The organism is Oceanibaculum nanhaiense (genome assembly GCF_002148795.1).
Lineage (GTDB): Bacteria > Pseudomonadota > Alphaproteobacteria > Oceanibaculales > Oceanibaculaceae > Oceanibaculum > Oceanibaculum nanhaiense.
The window spans coordinates 1-22,811 of sequence record NZ_MPOB01000001.1; the positions used below are offsets into that span (position 1 = coordinate 1).

Annotated in this window: 22 protein-coding genes; 12 read left to right on the forward strand and 10 right to left on the reverse strand. The window is 66.5% G+C overall.

Annotated elements, in window-relative coordinates; genetic code table 11:
- Positions 1-628: 628 nt before the first annotated feature.
- Complete coding sequence (locus tag BKM74_RS00005; protein ID WP_245825670.1) at positions 629-2,221, forward strand: M23 family metallopeptidase; 1,593 nt, start codon at positions 629-631, stop codon at positions 2,219-2,221.
- 44 nt (positions 2,222-2,265) lie between these two features.
- Positions 2,266-2,916, forward strand: coding sequence for a glutathione S-transferase family protein (locus tag BKM74_RS00010; RefSeq protein WP_086463660.1), 651 nt, complete (start codon positions 2,266-2,268; stop codon positions 2,914-2,916).
- Here BKM74_RS00010 and BKM74_RS00015 read toward each other — a convergent pair.
- Positions 2,913-3,635, reverse strand: coding sequence for a hypothetical protein (locus BKM74_RS00015; RefSeq protein ID WP_086463661.1), 723 nt, complete (start codon positions 3,633-3,635; stop codon positions 2,913-2,915). The two genes, BKM74_RS00010 and BKM74_RS00015, sit on opposite strands and share 4 nt — an antisense overlap.
- A gap of 9 nt (positions 3,636-3,644) precedes the next feature.
- Entirely contained in the window at positions 3,645-4,013 is a 369-nt protein-coding gene (locus BKM74_RS00020; protein WP_086463662.1) for a DUF4170 domain-containing protein, read from the reverse strand.
- A gap of 398 nt (positions 4,014-4,411) precedes the next feature.
- Here BKM74_RS00020 and BKM74_RS00025 point away from each other — a divergent pair, with 398 nt between their 5' ends.
- The 8 genes from BKM74_RS00025 (at position 4,412) to BKM74_RS00055 (ending at position 9,650) form a co-directional block, all read left to right on the forward strand.
- Complete coding sequence (locus tag BKM74_RS00025) at positions 4,412-4,723, forward strand: hypothetical protein (RefSeq protein ID WP_217895423.1); 312 nt, start codon at positions 4,412-4,414, stop codon at positions 4,721-4,723.
- A gap of 55 nt (positions 4,724-4,778) precedes the next feature.
- Positions 4,779-4,919 carry a hypothetical protein gene (locus tag BKM74_RS18645; protein ID WP_176342317.1) on the forward strand — a complete coding sequence of 47 codons (141 nt, stop codon included), beginning with the start codon at positions 4,779-4,781 and terminating at the stop codon, positions 4,917-4,919.
- A gap of 53 nt (positions 4,920-4,972) precedes the next feature.
- The gene (locus BKM74_RS00030) at positions 4,973-5,182 is read left to right on the forward strand and encodes a hypothetical protein (RefSeq protein ID WP_086463663.1); all 210 of its coding nucleotides are present in this window, start codon (positions 4,973-4,975) and stop codon (positions 5,180-5,182) included.
- On the forward strand, positions 5,179-5,478 hold the full coding sequence (locus BKM74_RS00035) for a DUF1488 family protein (protein ID WP_086463664.1): 300 nt from the start codon (positions 5,179-5,181) through the stop codon (positions 5,476-5,478). The genes BKM74_RS00030 and BKM74_RS00035 overlap by 4 nt, the downstream gene beginning before the upstream one ends.
- 110 nt (positions 5,479-5,588) lie before the next feature.
- Entirely contained in the window at positions 5,589-7,097 is a 1,509-nt protein-coding gene (locus BKM74_RS00040; protein WP_086463665.1) for a UbiD family decarboxylase, read from the forward strand.
- Positions 7,098-7,104: 7 nt separating this feature from the next.
- Positions 7,105-7,563: a GNAT family N-acetyltransferase gene (locus BKM74_RS00045; RefSeq protein WP_086463666.1), complete on the forward strand. Its 459-nt coding sequence runs from the start codon at positions 7,105-7,107 to the stop codon at positions 7,561-7,563.
- 22 nt (positions 7,564-7,585) lie between these two features.
- Positions 7,586-8,218, forward strand: coding sequence for a LysE family translocator (locus tag BKM74_RS00050; RefSeq protein ID WP_217895424.1), 633 nt, complete (start codon positions 7,586-7,588; stop codon positions 8,216-8,218).
- Positions 8,219-8,303: 85 nt separating this feature from the next.
- Entirely contained in the window at positions 8,304-9,650 is a 1,347-nt protein-coding gene (locus BKM74_RS00055; protein ID WP_086463667.1) for a TldD/PmbA family protein, read from the forward strand.
- 4 nt (positions 9,651-9,654) lie between these two features.
- Here the strand turns inward: BKM74_RS00055 and BKM74_RS00060 are convergent, their stop codons facing one another.
- Genes BKM74_RS00060 through BKM74_RS00070 form a run of 3 tightly spaced genes read right to left on the reverse strand, consistent with a single transcriptional unit; the run spans position 9,655 to position 13,237 of the window.
- On the reverse strand, positions 9,655-10,401 hold the full coding sequence (locus BKM74_RS00060; protein ID WP_086463668.1) for a metallophosphoesterase family protein: 747 nt from the start codon (positions 10,399-10,401) through the stop codon (positions 9,655-9,657).
- A 3-nt stretch (positions 10,402-10,404) separates the two neighbouring features.
- On the reverse strand, positions 10,405-12,663 hold the full coding sequence (locus BKM74_RS00065; RefSeq protein ID WP_176342318.1) for a GumC family protein: 2,259 nt from the start codon (positions 12,661-12,663) through the stop codon (positions 10,405-10,407).
- A gap of 25 nt (positions 12,664-12,688) precedes the next feature.
- Positions 12,689-13,237, reverse strand: a complete 549-nt coding sequence (locus tag BKM74_RS00070) for a polysaccharide biosynthesis/export family protein (RefSeq protein ID WP_176342319.1) — start codon at positions 13,235-13,237, stop codon at positions 12,689-12,691.
- A gap of 498 nt (positions 13,238-13,735) precedes the next feature.
- Between BKM74_RS00070 and BKM74_RS00075 the strand changes: the two genes are divergently transcribed.
- Entirely contained in the window at positions 13,736-14,986 is a 1,251-nt protein-coding gene (locus BKM74_RS00075) for a hypothetical protein (RefSeq protein WP_245825672.1), read from the forward strand.
- 22 nt (positions 14,987-15,008) lie between these two features.
- Here BKM74_RS00075 and BKM74_RS00080 read toward each other — a convergent pair whose 3' ends face one another.
- From BKM74_RS00080 to BKM74_RS00090, 3 genes are read right to left on the reverse strand one after another with little or no spacing between them, the layout of a single operon-like run.
- Positions 15,009-15,986: an NADPH:quinone reductase gene (locus BKM74_RS00080; protein ID WP_086463672.1), complete on the reverse strand. Its 978-nt coding sequence runs from the start codon at positions 15,984-15,986 to the stop codon at positions 15,009-15,011.
- Positions 15,983-17,257, reverse strand: a complete 1,275-nt coding sequence (locus tag BKM74_RS00085) for an MFS transporter (protein ID WP_086463673.1) — start codon at positions 17,255-17,257, stop codon at positions 15,983-15,985. Before BKM74_RS00085 ends, BKM74_RS00080 begins: the two co-directional genes overlap by 4 nt.
- 7 nt (positions 17,258-17,264) lie before the next feature.
- Positions 17,265-18,998, reverse strand: a complete 1,734-nt coding sequence (locus BKM74_RS00090; protein WP_086463674.1) for an IlvD/Edd family dehydratase — start codon at positions 18,996-18,998, stop codon at positions 17,265-17,267.
- A gap of 142 nt (positions 18,999-19,140) precedes the next feature.
- Between BKM74_RS00090 and BKM74_RS00095 the strand changes: the two genes are divergently transcribed.
- Positions 19,141-19,818 (forward strand): GntR family transcriptional regulator, encoded by a 678-nt coding sequence (locus BKM74_RS00095; protein WP_086463675.1) that lies wholly within the window; start codon positions 19,141-19,143, stop codon positions 19,816-19,818.
- Positions 19,819-19,824: 6 nt separating this feature from the next.
- Here the strand turns inward: BKM74_RS00095 and BKM74_RS00100 are convergent, their stop codons facing one another.
- Both BKM74_RS00100 and glpK read right to left on the reverse strand, forming a co-directional pair.
- Positions 19,825-21,267: a multicopper oxidase family protein gene (locus BKM74_RS00100; RefSeq protein WP_086463676.1), complete on the reverse strand. Its 1,443-nt coding sequence runs from the start codon at positions 21,265-21,267 to the stop codon at positions 19,825-19,827.
- A 4-nt stretch (positions 21,268-21,271) separates the two neighbouring features.
- Entirely contained in the window at positions 21,272-22,783 is a 1,512-nt protein-coding gene (gene glpK, locus BKM74_RS00105) for a glycerol kinase GlpK (protein WP_086463677.1), read from the reverse strand.
- Between the last annotated feature and the right edge of the window lie 28 nt (positions 22,784-22,811).

The window sequence follows — 22,811 nt, forward strand, 5'->3', positions numbered from 1 at the left end:
CAGGATACGACAGACAGCCAAACCTACAGGCCGCCGCCCACGCATCCCTTCTCAGAATATTAACTTGTCAATGAGCGTTTGCTTGAGGTTTCCCCCAGGCTTTCCCCACAACCGCCGGGCCGTTTCGTTGGCCCCGCACCGTGGCGAGGCCGGGGTTATAGGCGGCTGGTTCCGACCTGTCAAACGGTTTATTGCAGATTTTTTCCGATCGTTTCGTTACGCCCGGAAAACCCCCCTTATAGAAAGACTTCAGCCTCGTGCACGGCCTGACATTACCTACCGGGCCTTTCCCGGATAGTGAAACAGGTCGCCCTTCCCGCCGGAACTGCCGGTGGGGGGGAACGGCCCTTGGGGGAACTGCCCTTGGGGGGAACTGTTCACGGGTACCTGTTCGTGGGTACCTGTTCGTGGGTACTGGCGGGGATGCTGCGGCAGACCCCTCACGCATCGCTCCATCTATCACGAGGAAGCCCTTGTTTCATAAGGATAGCCCGTTGACTTCCCGTGCTGAAACCCGCATCGTTGTGCCTGATTCCATACAAACGGTGGGGGATGGCGGCCAGCAGGGCCGGCATCGCAACGGCTAAAGCGAAAGATGGGGGGCACGCATGCGGGCCGATGGCATGGCATGAGGGGACGGATTCTGGCCGTGATCGCGACGGCGGCGGTGCTCGGGATCGGCTATTTCGCGCAGGATCTGGCCGCGCGCGATGCGCAGCCGTCCCCGCGCGACGCGTATCCGGTCACGCAGCGGCCGCAGGTCGCAGCCACGCCGAGCTTCCCCGCAGCCGCCCAGGTGGGCACCCAGGCAGCCACCCCGGCTGAGCGCACCGCTTCGCGCGGTTCCAGCGCCGAGCAGGCGCGCGACTGGACCTGGCTCAGCCGCTGGTTCGGCGACGGTGACAATGCCAGTCGGCCGGGCGGTTTCGCCGAGCGTGAGCTTGACCCCAGCACCTATGCCCATCTCGCCTCCACCCGCCTGCCCGAGGGTGTGGTCGCCGCGCTACAGCGCGCGCCCACCGAACAGGTGGTGACGGTAAAGCGCGGCGACACGCTGATGAAGCTGCTGGTCGATGCTGGCATCGAGCGCGGCGAGGCGCATCAGGCGATTGAGGGGCTGAGCAGCGTCTACGATCCGCGCCAGCTACGCCCCGGCCAGGACATCACCCTGACCTTCCTGCCGCCGGCCAGCCTGAAGCTGCCGCTGGAGATCGAGATCGAGCGCAAGAGCGCGCTGCTCGGCCTCGCGCTGCAGCCCGATGTGGCGCGCGAGGTGCAGGTGCGCCGCGACGGCAATGGCGGTTTCGCCGCCGAACAGATCGAATTCCCGCTTCAGACGGTGACCGTGCTGCGCGGCGGACGCATCAATTCCAGCCTGTACGAGACCGCCATCGATGCCGGCATCCCGATCGCCGCACTGTGGGAAATGGTGCGGGCCTTCAGCTTCGATGTCGATTTCCAGCGCGACATCCAGCCCGGCGACCGCTTCGACATATTGTTCGAGGAGCTGCGCAACGAGGCGGGCGACGTGGTGAACACCGGCGCCGTGCACTATGCCAGCATGACGCTGTCCGGGAAGACCATGCCGATCTACCGCTTCGAGCCGCGGCCCGGCGAGTTCGACTTCTACGATCCGCGCGGCGAATCGGTGCGCAAGGCCCTGCTGCGCACGCCGATCGACGGTGCCCGCCTGTCCTCCGGCTACGGCATGCGCCGACACCCGGTCCTCGGCTATGGCAAAATGCATCGCGGCATCGATTTCGCCGCCCCCACCGGCACGCCGATCATGGCGGCCGGCAGCGGCACAGTCGCCAAGGCGCAATGGTTCGGCGCCTACGGCCGCTATGTCAGCATCCGCCACAACAGCGAATTCTCCACCGCCTATGCGCATATGAGCCGCATCGCCCCGGGCATCAAGCCGGGCGGACGGGTGCAGCAGGGCCAGGTGATCGGCTATGTCGGCACCACCGGCCGCTCGACCGGACCGCATCTGCATTACGAAGTGCTGAAGGGCGGCGGCCAGGTGAATCCGATGAATGTGAAATTCCCGGCCGGCGAGAAGCTGGAGGGAAAGGATTTCGCCCGCTTCCAGAAGGAACGGCAGGGTGTGGAGCGGCAGATCGCCGACCTCCGGCGCGAGATGCAGGTGGCGTCGCGCCCCGGATCCGCCTCTGGTTCGGCAAAAGCGGCCTGCCGCGAGGAAAAGCCCGACATCTGCTGAGCCGGAAATCTCCAGAACAAGAAACCAGCGACGAGGAAACGGGCATGTATCTTCTCTATGGCGGTCCCGGCAATGCCAATCTGGCGCCGCACGCGGCGCTGCAGGAAGCCGGGCTGGCCGAGGGGACGGACTACCGCTTCGTGAAGCTGGACCTGAAGGCCGGCGACAACCGCAAGCCCGACTATCTGAAGCTGAACCCGCATGGCGTGGTGCCGGCACTGGTGATCGAGCAGCCGGGCAGCAGCCGGGTGATCTGCGAATCGGCGGCGATCCTGATGCACATCGCCGATCTTTTCCCGCAAGCCGGCCTGGCACCCGCGCCGGGCAGCGCCGAACGCGCCGCGTACTATCAATGGATCACCTACCTGACCAACACGGTGCAGGCGCGCTTCATGAATTTCTACCATGCCGATTATTTCATCGATGGCGAAGCCGGGCAGGCGGCGGTGAAGGCGAAGGCCGACACCGCGCTGAAGGAGCATTTCGCCTATATCGACGGCAAGCTGTCGGCCGCCGGCCCCTACCTGCTGGGCGAGGCGTTCAGCGCCGCCGATCTGTACCTGTTCATGCTGACGCGCTGGGGCCGCAACCTCTCCCGTCCGGCGCGCGACTTCCCGCAAGTGGGCAAGCATTTCGAGCGCGTGCTGGCCCGCGCCGCCGTGCGCCGCACGCTGGCCATCGAAGGCATCAGCTAGGGCTTCAGCGCCAGCCGTTCCAGCACGGCGGTGGCGCGGTCGCGCTCCTCCATATTGCCGACAATCCGGCGGATCAACGCCTCGGCCTCACACTGGAAAAGCTCGCGGGCGATGCGGGCGATCATCGTGCGCCCGTCCATGGCGGCAAAGCGCCGCCCCTCCGCCCGCACATTTGTGAAGGCGACCGGCACACCGTCCGGCGCCAGCGCCCCGGTGAGCGCCAGATAGGCCGGCGCGTCGGACAGACCGCCGGAGAGATCGCAGGCCACACAGCCGGGCAAAGGCAGCAGCCGGTAGCGCGGCGTCGCCGCCGCCAACCCCTCCGAACGGTCCATGATCGCGCGCTGCGCCTCGGTCAGCCACGTGACATGCACCCGCACCCGCGTCCCGGGCGAGGGGTGCAGCGTCGCCGGTAGCGCGCCATAGAGTGCGAACTGCGCCGAGAACACCACGTCATAGCCGGTGAGCCAGACCGGCGTGACCGGCAGCTCGCCATCGGCACCCTGGCCCTCGCGGCCGAACTTGCGCAGCAGCTGCGCCGGCGCGCGGTTGGAGCCATGCGCCAGCACCGGCGCGCGGCCGGCAAGATCGTAGCCATCGGGCAGCGGCACGGCCTCGCCGGCGCGGAACAGATAGGCGCCGTCCGGTGCCGCATAGGGATAATCGAAGGCGCGGGCGAGAAGCTCCGCCTCATCCGGCGCGCCCAGAACCACACTCATGAGAAAAGCCTACAGCCGCTCAATGCGGAAGCGGGCGTTACAATCATCCACCGTGGACCAGGCCTTTTCCTGCCAGGCCTTCTTGGCCTGCTCATAGGCGTCGAACGGGCCGTGCCGCTCCTCCGGCCCGCCATTTGCCATCTGGGTGAAGCTGGTGTCGGTATAGATGCCTCCGACCACCCAATAGGCGCGGCCATCCTCCTCGATGATGCGGAAGCGCATATGGGCGTCATCCACATTGGCCCAGGTGCGGTTGGCCCATTCCTTCTTCGCCAGTTCGTAATTGTCGAACGGGCCGAAGCGCTGCTCCTCGCCGCGCGCCAGCTCGTTGAAGGAGGTGTCCTTGTACTCGCCGCCGACCACCCAGTATTTCGCCATGGCAGGCTCTCCTGATTTTCGCGGAAAGATGGCGCGTTTGTAGCGAAAATGCCGCGCTGCGGCAAGGGAGGGGTGGTTTCTGCCAGGCGGCATGCGATTGAAGAGACCCGAGGCCATTTGGGCGGACGGTTGCTTTTCGTAAAAACCCAACATCAGAACAGGACAGATTCAATAAAGTTACCCAAAAACTGGCCCCAATCATTCGGTTATTTTTTTGATTTTATCAAATAATCAAGAAACCGAACCAGGGTATTTTCCTTACTTTCGTTTCTTCAGAAAACACAGGCGCCGAAATCTTGATCCACCCGTGACACGGGGCCATATATACATTCTGCTGAATCAGAAAAGGCTGGCCTCCCGGTCACATTGCCGCCGGCCTGTCCATAGGGAGCCACACGATGAGCACCCGTACCACTCAGACCATCGTCCATTTTTCTTCTGCCTTCCAGCTGCCCGACTTCGAGGCGTCGCAGCCGGCCGGCGACTACCGTGTCGATCATGATGAGGAAGCGATCGAGGGCGTCTCCTATACGGCCTGGCGCCGTACCGGTGCCTTCATCCACCTGCCGGCAATCGGGGTCCAGGGGCCGAAGCACCAGATGGTCCCGATCGACACAGCCGATCTCGAGGCCGCCCTGCGATGGGACACCGCCCAGCCGCAAGCCGCGCTGATGCCGGAAACCGGCCCGGCAGCGGCGCGAATGCCCTGAACGCGTAGCGAGAACGCAGAACCGACACGTCCCCTTTCAAAAAGGATATCAAGCCATGGCCAAAGCACAAAAGCGCAGCAATCGCGAAGCCAAGAAGCCCAAGCAGGCAAAGGCCGCGCCGAAGCCTGAGGGTACATTCGCCAATCAGATAAAGCCCGACAACAACACCAGCGGCCCCGGCAAGCGCAAGAACTGAACGCTTCTTGCCCTGCCCCGAAGCCAAGACGATCAGCCAGGAGGCTCTTCAGCATGAATACCGGCACCAGGACCAATGGCAAGCAACCGGCCAAAACCGCGGTGGCGGTCTGGGAAAATGAAGGTGGCGCCCCCGCCAATGCGGGGGCCAATGCGGGAGGATGGGACTTGACCGGTCTCACGCGGGCGACGGCAAGCGACCGGATGCTGCCGCTGCATCGCTTCACGCCGCCGCCCCGGATGGAGCAGGCGGGCGGACGGTGACGATCTCCTTCCCTAATCCCAGCCGCAGCTTCGACGTCAACCGCAACGGCGTGCGCTTCGTCGGCCATGACGGCGTGTTCGAGATTCCGTTCATCGTCATGGCCAGCGCACTCACCCGGGCCCTTACCGGGCCGAGCCAGGATTCTGAAGAGGCGGTGGCGGGAGAAACCGAATATCTCGCGGGTTTCGACGCCTTGCGCGATGCGATCCAGAATGCCGCGCGTGCCGCCTATTCCAGATCAAACGCCCGCCGGACCCTGCACACCCTGACCGGGGCCGATGTCGCCAGGGCGTAGCCGCAAGGCCGATTCGCCAGGGCGACGCGATCAGCCTGACCTGCCCACACCCTTGACGCCGCCTCCCCCCTGCACCATCCATATCTCCGCACATCCTGCGGAGTGACCCCATGCCCTATGCCAGCCTGCGTGACTTCATCGACCGTCTGGAATCCAGCGGGCGGCTGGTGCGCGTCACCGCGCCGGTCTCCACCCATCTGGAGATGACGGAGATCCAGACCCGGCTGCTGGCCGAGAAGGGGCCGGCGGTGATTTTCGAGAATCCGGTAGGGCCGGACGGAAAACCCTACGGCATGCCGGTGCTGGTCAATCTGTTCGGCACGGTGGAGCGGGTGGCCTGGGGGATGGACCGCGAGCCGCATCAGCTGCGCGAGGTCGGCGAGACCCTGGCCTTCCTGCGCCAGCCGGAGCCACCGGGCGGCTTTCGCGAGGCGATGGAGATGCTGCCGTTGCTGAAGACCGTCATGGCGATGAAGCCGAAGACGGTGTCTCGCGCGCCCTGCCAGGAGGTGGTGCTGCAGGGCGAGGATATCGATCTCTCGAAACTGCCGATCCAGGGCTGCTGGCCGGGCGAGCCCGCACCGCTGATCACCTGGCCGCTGGTCGTCACCAAAGGACCGTCGGGCAAGCGCGAGGATGCCTTCAACCTCGGCATCTACCGCATGCAGGTGACGGGCAAGAACACCACGCTGATGCGCTGGCTGAAGCATCGCGGCGGGGCGCAGCATCACCAGCGCTGGAAGAATGCCAAGTCGGAGCCGCTGCCCGCCGCCATTGTGCTGGGCGCCGATCCCGGCACCATCCTGGCCGCCGTCACGCCGGTGCCGGACACGCTTTCGGAATACCAGTTCGCCGGGCTGCTGCGCGGCAAGAAGGTCGAGCTGGTCGATTGCAAGACCGTGCCGCTGAAAGTACCGGCCGAGGCCGAGATCATCATCGAGGGCCATGTCTCGCTGGATGAGTATGGCGATGAAGGGCCGTATGGCGACCATACCGGCTATTACAATTCGGTGGAGCAATTCCCGGTCTTCACCGTGTCCTGCATCACCATGCGGAAAAAGCCGATCTACCTCTCCACCTTCACCGGGCGGCCGCCGGACGAGCCCTCGGTGCTGGGCGAGGCGCTGAACGAGGTGTTCATTCCGCTGTTCCAGCAGCAATTCCCGGAGATCGTGGATTTCTGGCTGCCGCCAGAGGGCTGTTCCTACCGCATCGCCGTGGTGTCGATGAAGAAGGCCTATCCCGGCCATGCCAAGCGGGTGTTGCTGGGTGTGTGGTCCTACCTCCGGCAGTTCATGTACACGAAATGGGTCATCGTGGTGGATGACGATATCGACGCGCGCGACTGGAAGGATGTGATGTGGGCGCTCTCCACCCGCATGGACCCGGCGCGCGATATTACCGTCATCGAGAACACGCCGATCGACTATCTGGATTTCGCCAGCCCGGAAAGCGGGCTGGGCAGCAAGATCGGCCTCGACGCCACCAACAAATGGCCGCCCGAGACCAAGCGCGAATGGGGCGAGAAGCTGTATATGGAAAAGCAGGTGGTAGAAAAAGTGACGGAACGCTGGGCCGAGCTTGGCCTGCCCGGCACCGGCAAACCGATCTGGAAGTGAGCGCCCGATGACCGACATCAGTTTCCGCGATGCCACCCGCGCCGATGTGCCGGAAATCGTGCGCATGCTGGCCGATGATGCGCTGGGCGGCCAGCGCGAGCGCTATGAAGACCCGTTGCCAGCGGCCTATTACGATGCCTTCGCGGCGCTGACCGCACAGGCCGGCAACCGTATCGTGCTAGCGGAGATGGCGGGCCGGGTGGTCGGTTGCGCGCAGCTGGTCTTTCTGCCCGGCCTGTCGCTGGTCGGCATGAAACGCGCACAGATCGAGGGTGTGCGCGTCGATTCCTCGACACGCGGCCACGGCATCGGCGAGAAGCTGGTGCGCCACTGTCTCGTGCTAGCAAAACAGGAAGGCTGCGGGGTTATGCAGCTGACCACGGATAAGAGCCGCGCCGACGCCCATCGCTTCTACGAGCGGCTGGGCTTCGTCGGCAGCCATCTCGGCATGAAGCTGAAACTCTAGGCTCCAGCGACCGGAGGACGTCATGATCGTCGATCCCACATTGCTTGGCGTGTTCGTGCTGGCCTGCCTGGCGCTCACCCTCACGCCCGGGCCGGACATGATGTATGTGATGTCGCGCAGCATCGGTCAGGGCCGGGCGGCCGGGCTGCTCTCCGTGCTCGGGGTGATCGCCGGCTCGTCTGTGCATGCGCTGGCGGCCGGTCTGGGGCTGTCGAAGATTTTCGAATGGTCGCCGCTGGCCTATGACATCCTGCGCTATGCCGGGGCGGCCTATCTGGCCTGGCTCGCCTGGCGCGCCTTCACCGGCGGGGATGCCTATTTCGGCGTTTCGGCCAGGGCGCCGGCACAGTGGCGCACGATCTTCAGCCAGGCGATGCTGAGCAATCTTTTGAATCCGAAGGTGGCGCTGTTCTATCTCTCCTTCCTGCCGCAATTCATCCGGCCCGAGGCCGGCTCGGTCGCGGTGCAGATCTTCGTGCTGGCGCTGGTGCTGAACCTGGTGACGCTGGTGGTGAAGGGGCTGGTTGCGCTGTTCGCCGGCGGAATGGGCGACTGGCTGGCGGCACGGCCGCGCTTCCGGCGCTGGCAGCGCTGGTTCATGGGCTCGGTGATGGCGGCGCTGGCAATCCGGATACTCATCCCCGAGAAGCGCTAGGAAAAAGCCACAGGTTGCGGCGGCGCGCGTCCCGGCCTATCTGTTTGGGGCATATCTTCCTGCCCCGTGACCCAATCGAGACAGCATGCCCGACAGCAACACCGACTCGCTCTCCATCCTGTCCGACCTGATCGCCCAGGCGAAGAAGGCCGGCGCCGATGCCGCCGACGCCGTGCTGGTGGAGGGCGATTCGCTGTCGCATGGCCAGCGACTCGGCAAGCTGGAAAAGATCGAGCGCGCCGAGGGCAAGGATCTCGGCCTGCGCGTCTTCGTCGGCCAGCGCTCCGCCACGGTCTCCTCCACCGACTTCAAGAAGGACGCGCTGCGCGAAGCTGTCGAACGCGCCATCGCCATGGCGAAGCTGGCGCCGGAAGACAAATATGCCGGCATCGCCGAAGCGGGCCAGCTGGCGACAAGCTGGCCGGAGATCGACATGCTGGACCCCGCCGAGCCGACGCCGGAACAGCTGGCCGAACGTGCCGGCGCCATGGAAGAGGCAGCGCTTGCCGTCGCCGGCGTCAGCAATTCGGAAGGGGCCGAGGCAAGCTGGGGCCGGGCGACCGTCAGCCTGGTGACCTCCGCCGGTTTCGCCGGGCGCTATGCACGCTCCAGCCAGGGCGTCAGCGTTTCGGTCATCGCCGCGCGCGATGGCGAGATGGAGACCGATTACGATTATACCTCGGCGGTCTATGCCGCCGATCTGGAAGACCCGGCCCTGGTCGGCCGCCGCGCTGGCGAACGCACGGTGCGCAAGCTGGGACCGCGCAAGGCGAAGACCGCGCAGGTGCCGATCCTTTTCGAACCGCGTATGGCGCGCAGCCTGATCGGCCATTTGCTGGGTGCGATCACCGGCCCGTCAGTGGCACGCGGCACCAGCTTCCTGAAGGACCGGCTGGGCCAGCGCATCTTCGCGCCGGGCATCGCCATCATCGACGATCCGCACCGCACGCGCGGCATGCGCTCCAAGCCGTTCGACGGCGAGGGGCTGGCCAATGGCCGCACCGATATCATCCAGGATGGCGTGCTGACCACCTGGCTGCTCGACCTCGCCAGCGCCCGCCAGCTCGGCCTGTCCTCCACCGGCCATGCCGGGCGCGGCACCGGCGGACCGCCCTCGCCGACCAGCAGCAACACACATCTGGCGGCCGGCACGATGACGCCGCAGCAGTTGATGGCGGATATCGAGCAGGGTTTCTACGTGACCGAGATGATGGGCCACGGCGCCAACATGGTCACTGGCGACTACAGCCGGGGCGCTGCCGGCTACTGGATCGAGAAGGGCGAGATCGCCTATCCGGTCAGCGAGATCACCATCGCCGGCAATCTGAAGGACATGTTCCTGAGGCTGACGCCGGCCGACGATCTGGTATTCAAGGGCTCGACCGATGCGCCGACCGTGCGCATCGACGGCATGACCGTAGCGGGCAGCTGACCCTTCACGTCGAAAGAAACCGCCGTTCCTCGCCTGCCAGCACCAGGCAGGTGAGGCGGCCGGTCATGAAGGCGCCGGTGTCGATGCCGATGCGGTTCGCGCGTTCCTCCGGCGTCCAGGCAACGGTATGGCCATGCACCACTACAGCACCGTGATCGGCCTCTGACGAGAGGAACAGGTCGCGCACCCAGAGCAGCGTCTCCGCCGTCTGCTCCGCAAGTGCCACGCCGGGGCGGATGCCGGCATGCACGAACAGATAGCCGCCCTCGACGTGGTGCAGGCGCAGCCCCTCGTAGAAGCGCCGGTGCGCCGCCGGCAGTGCCTCGGCCAGCAGCCGGCTCATCCGCTGCCAGCCATCCGCCAGCCCGAGATAGCGTGACGGTTCGATGCCGTAGGAACGCAGGGTGGCATCGCCGCCATTGCCGATCCACAGCCGCGCGACATCCTCCGGTTCTTCCAGGAAGCGCAGCAGCAACTCCTCGTGATTGCCCTTCAGCGTGACCAGTTCCGCACCCGGCAGCGGGTCTTCCAGCAACATATCGATCACGTGCCGCGACCAGTCGCCGCGATCCACATAATCGCCCAGCGTAACCAGCACCGTGCGGCGTTCCGGCGCGCGCGCCGCATCCTTGCGGATTGTCTCCAGCAGATCGGACAGCAGATCGGCCCGTCCGTGAATGTCGCCGATGGCATAGACCCGCGTATCCTCAGGAACCGTGGCCGGCACCGGGAGGGCGTCGCGGGCGGTCATGGCTCAATCGGCGCCGGCCGTCAGCCGGCGGGGGGCGGCACCGCGTTCCAGCCGAACATGGCCGGAGGCGAAGGGGACGCTTGCCGTGTCCGCGATCCGCTTCGGATCGGCGCGGTTCAGCACCGTGCCGGCCAGCGCCGCGCCGGCGCCTTCCAGGCTGGCGAGACCGGCAAGGGCCGCCGCTCGTTTCGTCTTGCCGGCAGCCACCACATGGACCGTCTGGTCGGCATGGCGCGCCAGCAGCAGCGCATCGGCGGCCGGCAGCACGGCGGAACTGTCGATCACCACCAGATCGAAGCCGCTGGAGGCCGCCGCCATCAGGTCCCGCGCGACCGGGCGGGCAAGCAGGGCCGACGGGTCTTCCAGCCGGGCTCCGGCCGGGATGACATACAGCCCGTGGGCGAGATGAAACTCCGTGACCTCGGCAAGATCGGCCTCACCGCCCAGATAGTCGGACAGGCCGCGCGCATTCGGCACGCCCAGCGCCTCATGCAGGCCCGGATCGCGCAGATCGGCATCGATCAGCAGCACCCGCGCGCCGCCCTTGGCGGCCAGGGTCGCGAGGCCCAGCGCTACAGCGCTCTTACCCTCGCCCGGCAGGGAGGAGGTGACCAGCACGCTGCGCCCGGCCGTGATGTTCTGCGCCTCGCCGGCCAGCGCCAGCGTGGTGCGCAGGCGGCGCAGCGCCTCGGCATAAGGATCGTCCGCCTGTTCCAGCGCCAGTTCGTGCGGCGCCTGCCCGGCCAGCTGCCGCTTGCGCAGCGCCGGCAGCACCGCCAGCACCGGCAGGCCGGTTTCCGCCTCCAGCGCCTCCGCCCGGTCGAAATACCCGCCGCGACGGCCGGCAAGCCCGGCAGCCAGCAGCCCGGCGGCCAAAGCCACCGCTGCCGCCAGCAGCCAGCTGCCCCAGCCCGTCGCCGGTTCCGCCTGGCGTGGCAGGGTGGCGGCCGACACCAGTCGCGCATCGAAGCCCTGCTGGGCGCGCTGCGTCAGTTCGCTTTCATTGGCCCGGGTCAGCACCGCCTCATAGAGCTGGGTACGGGTGCGCAACTCCTCCTCCAGGGCACGGATGGCCGCTTCCGCCTCATTCTGGCCTTCGACCAGCGCGGTCAGCCGCTCGACCTCAAGCTGCAGCGCGCGCTCACGCACGTGCGCCACCTCGGCCTCATTCTCCAGGCTGGCAACCACCTTGCGCACTTCCTGCGCGATGGTGCCGCGCAGTTCTTCCAGCTCCGCCTGCGCCTCCCTGAAGCGCGGATGCTCCTCGCGGTACTGGGTGCGCAGCTCGGCAATGCGGCGCTGGATCACCGCTTCCTGCAGGCGCAATTCGCGCACCAGCTCGGTGTTCAGCACGATGGTCGCACTGTCGATGGCGCCGGGCCGGTCGAGCAGGCGGCGCACCTGCTGGGCGCGGGCCTCCGCCTCGGTGCGCTGTGCCACGGCAGCGACCAGCTGGGTGCTGACCTGGCCAAGCTGGTCGCGTTGCAGAGAGCCATCGCCAACCTCGACCACGCCGGAGCGGCGGCGATATTCCTCAAGATTTCGGGCGCTTTCCAGCACGTCGGCACGCAGGGAGTCCAGTTTCTGGCTGAGCCAGCGCCCGGCCCGTTCGGCGGCGCTGTCGCGGCGGGTCAACCGGCCGTCGAGATAGAGCTGCGCCGTCAGATTCGCTGCACGCGCCGCCAGCGCCGGATCGGCAGCGGTGAAGCCCACCGTCAGTAGCCGGGCGCCATCGGCCGGCGTGACGTTCAGCCGGTCGAGATAGGCGTCGGTCGCACGGTCCTGCGGATCGGAGGAATCGGTCGTGGACGCTGCCGGGTCCATCAGCCCGGCCAGGGCCTGACGCACCACCGCGATCGCCTGGTCGGCCCATCGCAGCGGCAAGGCGCGCCCGCCCTCCAGAAGTGCCGGATTATTGGCCAGCCCCAGCTCCTGCACGGCCTGGCCGGCAAGCGCGCGGGAGCGCAGCAGCCCCGCCTCGGTCAGCAGGACGGTGCGGTCGACACTGCCCGCGCCGCTCTGCGTACCGTCACGCGGCTCCAGCACCAGCACCGCCTCGGCACGATAGCGCGCCGGCTGGGTCAGGATAAAGCCGGCCGCCAGCGCGAACACCGCCAGCGTCACGCCGATCAGCAGCCCCTTGCGCCGGCCGATTGCCGCGGCAAAACCAGCTTGCGCGGGCGCCGGCCCGGCCCGGCCCATGCCATTCGAAACAACTGCCGATGAGACAGGCCGCGCCCTGTAGGGGGTCAGTTCCGTCATGCCCGCTTTCCCCCTTCTCTCGTGTCTAACGCGCCGGCCGGCTGATTTCGATGACATCGCCGGGCAGCACCGTCGTGTCCGGACGCCCGGCAATCTCCCGCCGGCCTTCGGCACCGTCGCGCAGGATCGTCACCGCCCGAACGGGATCGTCTCCCCGATAGCCGCCGGCCAGCGCCACGGCGCGGCGCACGTCGAGCGCCTGCAGATAGCCATAGCGGCCCGGCCTCTCGACACTGCCCAGAACGAAGACAGGCCGGTAGCGCACGACCTCCACGGCCACTTTCGGATCGACCAGATAGCGGGCATCAAGGGTCCCGGCGATGGCGGTGCGCAGATCGCCCGCGGTGCTTCCGGCGGCCTGCACGGCCCCCAGCAGCGGCATGACGATGCGCCCTTCGGCGTCCAGCTCGGCCTCGGTCGTCAGGTCGGGCTGGCCCCAGACGGTCACCCGCACGCGATCACCCGGCGCCAGTGTATAATCGGCGAGGCTGGCCACAGGCTCAGGCACAGCTTCCGGGGCGTTTTCCGGCGCGGCGGCACAGCCCGCCAGAACCGCCATGAGCAGGGGCGCCACCGCCCACGCCCTCATCGCGGCCGCAGCGCTTTCGAATATGTTGCGTTTCATCGGACGCCCACCCCAACCAATGCCCGGAATGACGGCATCATATCGCATTCGGCCGGTCAAGATGGAGGTTTGATGCGAAACCGGATCGCCGCATCGACTATCCATCTGGAATCCACGGCAGAATGACAGAATTGTGATGCCCGGAATGCGCATTTTATCTGGATATAGATAAAATTATATGTAATTATGTTGCCTTTCATTCTTCGCGGAATGCAAGAGAAACACTGATTTAATGATCGAACTTTGATAAAAGAGCTGCATATCGATAGAAGTTCCACCGCGAACCGTCGCGCAAGGGACCCGGTTCGAACCGGCCATGCCAAATCGCCGTCTTGCGATGGTGTGGACGGTACCCAAAAGAAAAATGCGCACATCAGAATGGCGCACCTACAGAGTGGCGCACCGGCGCCTAACGGCAAATACGATCCGCAAATCGGGGAGCGGTAAATGGCTATTTTGACGCAAGCAGCACAGGGCGGGCAGACCACCCGAGGTCCCAGCCAGGAATATATGCTGCTGGACTATCTGCAGCGCCTGAGCCGCAACAATCTGGAAGACCGCACGGCCGTGCATCTGCACCTGTCGCGTCTGCGGGCGAACAACCGGCGCGACCATCACATCCGCATCGCCGCCGCGACCTTCGAGGGCATCGTCCAGAATTACGAGGGCCAGACCTTCATCCTGTCGAATTCCGACATCTTCTTCATCTGCAAGGGCGCCACGCTGCAGGACATCGACACCGCCGTCATGAAGGTGCGGTTCCTGTTCAGCGAGGACCCGCTGGCCCAGGGCGACGAGGAAGAGGACATCCACAAATTCTGCACCTGGTACAATATGGAGAGCCAGTACGATGACGTGCTGGAAGTCTCCAAGAAAATGCACCGGGAGCGCGAGCGCCAGGCCCGCCTGACCGCCACCGCCGACCCCAAGGCCGCCGCCAAGCGCAGCGGCCGCCGGCCAATCGAGCCGGAGCAGCTGGGCAAGCTGGAGCAGTTCCTGGCGCGCGCCGACATGTCGAACCTGATGCGCCGGCAGTCGATCTGCGCGATCACGCCAGGCATGCCGCCGCAGCCGGTGTTCCAGGAACTCTACATCTCGATCCCCGACCTGCAGAACACGATGCTGCCGGAATATGATATCGGCGCCAATCCGTGGCTGTTCCAGCATCTGACGCAGACGTTGGACAGCCGCATGCTGTCGCTGCTGATGCGCAACGACGACAGCTCGATCGCCAGCTCCTTCTCGATCAACATGAATGTTTCGACGGTGCTGTCGCCGCAGTTCCTGAATTTCGATTCCAGCCTGAAAGCCGTGGCGCGCGGCACCGTGGTGGTGGAATTCCAGAAGATCGATATTTTCGGCGATATGGGCGCCTATGTCTTCGCCCGCGACTTCCTGCGCGAGCGCGGCTACCGCATCTGCCTGGACGGGCTGAACCATCTGACCATCCAGTTCATCGACCGCGAGCGGCTGGGCCTCGATCTGCTGAAGGTGATCTGGTCGCCGGACATGGCGGAAGATAATTCGGGCAACCGCCTGACCGAGCTGAAGCAGCATGTCGATCGCTGCGGCCGTGCCCGCATCATCCTGTGCCGCTGCGACAGCGACGAGGCAGTGCGCTTCGGCCAGTCGCTCGGCCTGACCATGTTCCAGGGCCGCCATGTGGACAAGATGCTGGCCGAGGGGCGGCGCATCTGACGCCGCCCTCCCGCCGCACTTTCTAGGTGATATCGATCAGCAGCGAACCCTGAATCTCGCCGGATTCCAGCGCGGCATGCGCGGCGGGAACCTGATCCAGCGGGAAGCGGCGATCGATGCGCTGCTTCAGGCCACCTTCCGTCAAACAGCGCGTGATGTCGGCAAAGGCCTGGCGCTTCGCCGCTTCCGGCATGTCGAAGATCGCCACCAGGCGGATGTTGATGTTCTTGTACATCAGCAGGTGGAACGGCAGCACCGGGGCCGGCACCGCGTCCGAGGCATAGGTCGCGATGGTGCCGTTCGGACGCATCAGCACCGTCACCGCCTCGATATTCGTGCCGAACGCAACATCCACCACATGATCGACGCCTTTCGGGGCGGCCTCTTTCGCCGCTTCCAGCAACTCCTTGCCATGCGGGATCGCCACATCGGCGCCCAGTGCCTCAGCCTCGGCACGCTTTTCCGGCGTGGAGGCGGTGGCGATGACCCGCGCGCCAGCCCATTTCGCCAACTGCACCGCATAGCGCCCGACCCGGCCGGTCGCCCCCGTCACCAGCACCGTCTTACCCTTGATGTCGCCATCGGCGAACAGGCTGCGATGCGCCGTCACCGCCGGCACGCCAAGGCAGGCGCCCGCGTCGAAGCCGGTGCCCTCCGGCAGGTCGATGGCGTAATCGGACGGCACGCAGGTGAAGTCCGCCGCCGTGCCGAAGGGCCGCTTGGCCTGCGCGGCAAACACCCAGACCCGGCGGCCGATGCGGGACGGATCGACGCCCGCGCCCACCTGGTCGATGGTGCCTGCCCCGTCCTGATGCGGCACGATGCGCGGAAAGCGGTCCAGCTCCCGCCCGTTCGAGCGGCGCTTGCTGTCGGTCGGGTTCACCCCGGAGACGGCGAGCCGCACCCGAACCTCACCGGCGGCGGGAACCGGATCGGGCATCTCGCCCAGCACCAGCACATCGGGCGTTCCCTTTTTCTCGTACCAGACGGCGCGCATCATTTTCTCCCTTGCATTAGTGGCGTCGGAACCCGGTCCTCCGCCCTGGCGTAATAAGCCAGCGCCAGCAGCGTCACCAGCGCCAGCGCCGCGAACATGATCCGATAGGGCAGATCGGCCGCACCCGGCACGGATGCCGCGACAAAGCCGATCAGTACACCGCTGGCCATCTGCAACGCGGCGGCGCCGGTCTGCACCGCGATGTTCACCGTGGTGATGCCGCGCCCGACCAGATGATCGGGGAACAACAGGCGGCCATGGGCGACGACGATCACGTTATAGGTGTTGAACAGGGTGAAGCCGATCAACAGCGCGGCGACCACCCACAGGCTGGATTCCGCGAACAGCGCAAGCCCGGCAAGGCAGGCCATGCTGCCGCTGCCGCCCACCAGCACCAGCCGGCGCCGGCTGGCGATGCGCCGGTCGAGCGGACTGTAGATCAGCGTGCCGACGATGATCGCGAGGCTCATCCCCAGCAGGATATTGCCCCGCTCCACACCCTCCAGCCCGTGCACATCGTGCAGGAAGGGGGCCGCCCACAGCCCCAGTACGGTGATGGTGCAGGCATAGGTCACGAAGCCCGGCGCCAGAATGTAGGGCAGCTGCGGATTGCGGAACACCGCCTTCAGCCCGGCCCAGATGTCGGCTCCGCTCTCGCGCTTGCGGGCGAGGAACTGGTGGCCGAGCGGAGCGTCGCGCACACCGGCCAGCACCGCCAGCACCACGGCCAGCGTCACCAGCCCCATGACCAGGAAGGTACCGCGCCAGCCCAGCCATTCGGTGGCCAGCGCCATCGGCGTGGTGGCCAGCAGATTGCCGCCATTCGACAGCGCGATCATCCAGCCCATCGTCATGGTGAAGGAACGCGCATCGAACCAGCGCGCCAGCACCACGAAGCCGCCCATCATGACGCCGGCGCAGCCGATGCCGATCAGCACCCGGGCCAGCACCACATGCCAGTAGCTTTCGGCCAGGTAGAACACCACGGAACCAGCGACGGCGAACAGCATGGTGCCGGCGATGGTGAGACGCGAGCCATAGCGGTCGAGCAGGATGCCGGTCGGAATCTGGGTCAGCGCGAAGGTCAGGAAGAAGGCCGCCGTCAGCATGCCCATCTCACTGGCCGACAGTGACAGGTCGCGCATCAGCTCCGGCGCGATGACGCCGGTGGCCGAGCGGAAGAACTGGCTGAGGATCGCCGCCAGGCCGAGGCACAGGAAGATCCGCGTGACCGTTCGCCGCCAGCCCGGCGGCCTTCCCGTGTCCTCATCCATGAACGGCTCAGTCCCCGGCCAGCGGCGTCTTGGTCGTTGCCGGCGGCACCAGGAAGTCGAAATCGACGCCCTTGTCGGCCTGCAGGATCGTCTCCATCAGCAGCTTGCGGTAGCCGCGATCATCCTCCGGCCGCAGCGGGCGCGGCGGCAGCGATGCCCGGCGGCGGTCCAGCTCGGCATCATCGACCAGCATGTCGAGCCGCCGGCCGGCAACGTCCAGCCGGATACGGTCGCCGGTTTGCACCAGCGCCAGCGGCCCGCCATCGGCGGATTCCGGCGTCACATGCAGCACGATGGTGCCGGCTGCCGTGCCGCTCATCCTGCCGTCGGAGATGCGCACAATGTCCTTCACCCCCTGACGCGCCAGCTTGCGCGGGATCGGCAGATAGCCGGCCTCCGGCATGCCGGGGTGGCCCTTGGGGCCGATATTCTGCAGCACCAGGATATCGTCGGCGGTCACGTCCAGATCGTCGGAATCGATGCGCGCGGCGAGGTCGGCGGCATCAGCGAAAACCACGGCCCGGCCCTCATGCTGCATCAGCTTCGGATCGGCCGCCGACTGCTTGATGATGGCCCCGCCGGGGCACAGATTGCCACGCAACACGGCGATGCCGCCCTCGCCATAAATCGGGTCCTTGGCGGTGCGCACCACATTCTGCGGCCAGGGCTTGGGCGCGGCCTCGATCTCCTCGCCCAGCGTGCGGCCGGAGACAGTGAGGCAGTCGAGGTTCAGCAGATGCTTCAGCTCGCGCAGGATCATCACCAGCCCGCCGGCCTTGTGCAGATCCTCCATGTAGTAGCTGCCCGACGGCTTCAGATCGACCAGCACCGGCGTATCGGCACCCAGCCGGTCCACCGCCTCCAGATCCACCTCGATCCCCATGCGGCCGGCCATCGCCGTCAGATGCACCAGCCCGTTGGTCGAACCGCCGATCGCCAGCAGCACGCGCAGTGCGTTCTCGAACGCTTTCGGCGTCATGATCCTGTCCGGGGTCAGCCGGTCGGCGGCGAGACGCACGGCGGCAGCGCCGGTTTCCTCGGCATGGCGCTGGCGCGCGGCGGAGACGGCGGGCGGGCACGCACCACCCGGCAGCATCATGCCCAGCGCCTCGGTCACCAGCGCCATGGTGCTGGCGGTGCCCATGACCGAGCAGGTGCCGGCAGTCGGCACCAGCTGGTCATTCACCTCGGCGATTTCCTGATCGTCGATCTCGTCGGCGCGGTAGCGGCCCCAGAAGCGCCGGCAATCGGTGCAGGCGCCGACCCGCTCGCCGCGATGGCTGCCGGTCAGCATGGCGCCGGTGACCAGCTGGATCGCCGGGACATTGGCGGAGGCCGCCCCCATCAGCTGCGCCGGCACGGTCTTGTCGCAGCCGCCGATCAGCACCACCGCATCCATCGGCTGGGCGCGGATCATCTCCTCGGTATCGATGGCCATGAGGTTGCGCAGATACATGCTGGTCGGATGCGCAAAGCTCTCATGCAGCGAGATCGTCGGGAAATCGATGGGCAAGGCGCCCTGCAGCATGACGCCGCGCTTCACCGCCTCCACCAGGTCGGGCACGTTGCGATGGCAGGCATTATAGCCGCTGAAGGTGTTCACGATGCCGATGATCGGCCGGCCCAGCGCGTCGTCCGTGTAGCCCATCGCCTTGATGAAGGCCTTGCGCAGGAACAGCGAGAAGCCGTCATCGCCATAACTGGTCAGTCCCCGCGACATGCCGCGTTTTTCGCTGCTCATTCCCGTTTCTCCCCGTTTGCACTCATGCCCTGACAATAGACCGTCCTTGAAATTGTCAACAATCCTGTTCTACGCATGGCTTGCCTATGCTTAGCTTGACGCTGCAAGGCAGGGAACAGCGCGATAACGATAAGGGGATGGGATGAACGAGGCGCTGGCGCTGGGCGGGGAGACCCCGCAGGACCGCATCGTGCAGCGGATCGAGGAGGATATCGTCTTCGGCCGGCTGCACCCGCGCGAGCGGCTGGTCGAGGAGGCGCTGGCCGAACGCTTCGGCGTGAAGCGCCATATCGTGCGCGAGGCGCTGGCCGATCTGGAACGGCGCGGGCTGATCGAGCGCTTCCGCAACCGCGGCGCCATGGTGAAGGCCTATACGCCGGAAGAGGTGGAACAGCTCTACGCCGTGCGCGCGCTGCTGGAGACCAGCTGCGCCGAGATGCTGCCGCTGCCGATGGACCCGGCCCGCCTCGCCGAGCTGGAAGCGCTGCAAGACGAGCATGATGCCGCAGTGGCGGCGCAGGACCTGCCGCGCATCTTCCGGCTGAACGTGCAGTTCCACCGTGTGCTCTATGCCGGCTGCGGCAACCCCTATCTCGCCGGTGTCATCGACGAGTTCGCGCAGAAGACCCACGCCATCCGCTTCTATTCGGTGGTGCAGCCGGAAACCATCGCCTATGCCCGCGACGACCACCGCGCCATCCTGCAGGCGATCCGCGACGGCGACCGGCAGAGCCTGATGGCGATCTGCCGTCGCCACCTGATGCCCTCCAAGGAAGCCTATATCGACGCCTACCGCCGCCGCTTCGGGCTGATCGAGTAGAGGCGCTTAAGCCACCTCGATCAGGCCCATCATGCCGGCTTCCTGATGCTCCAGCACATGGCAGTGCAGCATCCACATCCCCGGATTGTCGGCGAGGAAGGCGATCTCCGCCGTCTCGCGCGGGGCCAGCAGCACCGTGTCGAGGAAGGCGTCATCCGCCACCTTCTGGCCGTTACGGGCGATCACCCGGAAGGCGTGGCCATGCAGGTGGATCGGGTGGAACCAGGCGGTGTCGTTCTCCAGCACCATGCGGCAGCTCTGGCCGCGCGTCAGCCGGAACAGCGGATCGTGCAGATGGCCGCTGACCGCCGCGCCATTCACCGTCCAGGCAAGGCCGTGCTGGACCATCTCGCGCAGGGCGACCATACGACCATCCATGCGGGCGCTGGCCATCTGGCTCATCATGCCGCCGCCGAAATGCACGCGGTGGGTGACGGCATCGGCCAGATTGGGCGCCGGGACACTGTTGGCCGGCAACCGGATCGAGGCTGCCAGCGGGCTGTCACGGAGCGGCGCCTCGTCGGAATAGGCGAGATCGACGAAACGGTAGTGCATCTGCCGGTAGAACCGGTCCACCACCTCGAACCGTTCGCCGGGCCTGCCCTGCATATCGAGGATGATGTCGGCGCGCATGCCCGGCCCCAGCACGATCTGCCCGTCCTTCGGCGCGTGCGGCGTGACCGGATGGCCGTCCAGCGCCACCACCTGCGGCTGGTGCCCCTTGAACTCCAGCGCGAACAGCCGCGCATTGGCGACATTGACGAGGCGCAGCCGCAGCCGCTCGCCCGCCCGCACCGGCAGCTGCTCGGTCAGCCTTCCATTCAGCGTGACGGTGTTACCGATGCGGCCGTCATGGGTACGGTCATGCATGTCGCCGAAACCGCCTACGATCTGCGCATCGCGCCCCAGCCGCCAATCGTCCAGCAGCCAGACCATCTCGCGGTCAACGCGGATGGGTTCGCGTTCCTCGACGATCAGCGCGCCGGACAGGCCGCGCCCGAGCTGTTCGGAACTGCCGAGATGCGGGTGATACCAGTAGGTGCCAGCATCCGGCAGATTGAAGCGGTAGGTGAAGCGCCCGCCCGGCGCGACCGGCTCCTGCGTCACATGCGGCACGCCATCCATGGCGTTGGGCAGGCGGATGCCGTGCCAGTGCACGGTGGTCGCCTGATCCAGCCCGTTCTCGACATCGATCTCGACGGTCTCGCCCTGCACCGCGCGGATTTCCGGCCCCGGCACGCTGCCATTATAGCCCCAGACCGCGGTGTCAGGATGGCCGTTGCCCACCAGGGGCGCCACCGCCGGCATCGGCTTCAGCGCGAAGCGCCGGACTCCATCGGCCGCCAGAGAGGGCCGGGGCAACAGGCCGGAGAGCATCGCCGCCCCGCCAAGAGCCCCTCCGGCGATCAGCAGGTCACGGCGGGAAAGCGGCGGCAGGCGGCGGTCCATGACCCTACTCCTCGGCAGCAAGCAGCGTGGCTTTGACGGCGCGTTTCCAGCCCGCGAACTTGCGGGCGCGGGTGGCCTCATCCATGTCCGGCTCGAAGCGGCGGTCCAGCTTCCAGCGCTCGGCGAATTTCGCCGGCTCCGGATAGAACCCGGCCTTCAAACCGGCCAGATAGGCCGCCCCCAGCGCCGTCGTCTCCAAGACAACTGGTCTGTCCACCGGCGCGTTCAAGATGTCGGCCAGAAACTGCATGGTCCAGTCGCTGGCGACCATGCCGCCATCGACGCGCAGCACCGTATCGCCGCCAGCGCCCTTGTCCTTCTGGCCCCAGTCGCCCTGCATCGCCTGCACCAGGTCGCGGGTCTGGTAACACACCGATTCCAGCGCCGCGCGCGCCAGCTCCTTAGGGGTCGTGCCCCGGGTCAGGCCGAACAGCGCGCCGCGGGCCTTGGCGTTCCAGTAGGGCGCGCCGAGACCGGTGAAGGCCGGCACCAGATAGACATCCTGATTCTCGTCGGCGGCATCGGCCAGCGCCGCCGTCTCCGAGGCCTGTTCGATCACGCCCAGCCCGTCGCGCAGCCATTGCACGGCGGCCCCGGCGACGAAGATCGACCCTTCCAGCGCGTAGGTGCGCTTGCCATCCAGCTGGTAGGCGATGGTGGTGAGCAGCCGGTTGCGCGAGATCACCGACTGGCTACCGGTGTTCATCACCACGAAGCAGCCGGTGCCGTAGGTCGATTTCAGCATGCCAGGCTGGAAGCAGGCCTGGCCGACCGTGGCCGCCTGCTGGTCGCCGGCAACACCGAGAATACGGATCGTGCCGCCCAGAATGTCGGCGGCGGCATCGCCGAAATCGGCGGCACAGTCCTTCACCTCCGGCAGCAGTGAGGCGGGTACCTGGAACAGTGCCAGCATCTCCTCGTCCCATTGCCCGCGATGGATGTCGAACAGCAGCGTGCGCGCGGCGTTGGTGGCGTCGGTCACATGCGCCCGGCCTTGGGTGAGCCGCCAGATCAGGAAACTGTCGATGGTGCCGAAGGCCAGGTCGCCGGCCTCGGCGGCGGCGCGGGCACCCGCCACATTGTCCAGCGTCCAGGCGATCTTGCTGGCCGAGAAATAAGGGTCGAGCAGCAGGCCGGTCTTCGCCGTCACCTCGGCCTCATGTCCCTTCTGTTTCAGCGCGGCGCAGGCATCGGCGGTGCGGCGGTCCTGCCAGACGATGGCCCTGTGGATCGGCTTGCCGGTGCGGCGGTCCCAGATCACCACCGTCTCGCGCTGATTGGTGATGCCGATGCCGGCAATGTCGGCGGCCGAAACGCCGGCCTTCTCCATCGCCTCGCGGCAGGTCGCCACCACACTGTCCCAGATTTCCTCGGCATCGTGCTCGACCCAGCCGGAGCGCGGGAAATGCTGCGTGAACTCGCGCTGGGCGGTGCCGCGCACCTCGTAATCCTTGCCGAACAGGATGGCGCGGCTGGAGGTGGTTCCCTGGTCGATGGCCAGGATGCAGGACGGCATGATGGTCCTCCCTTTTGCTTTTTTTGAT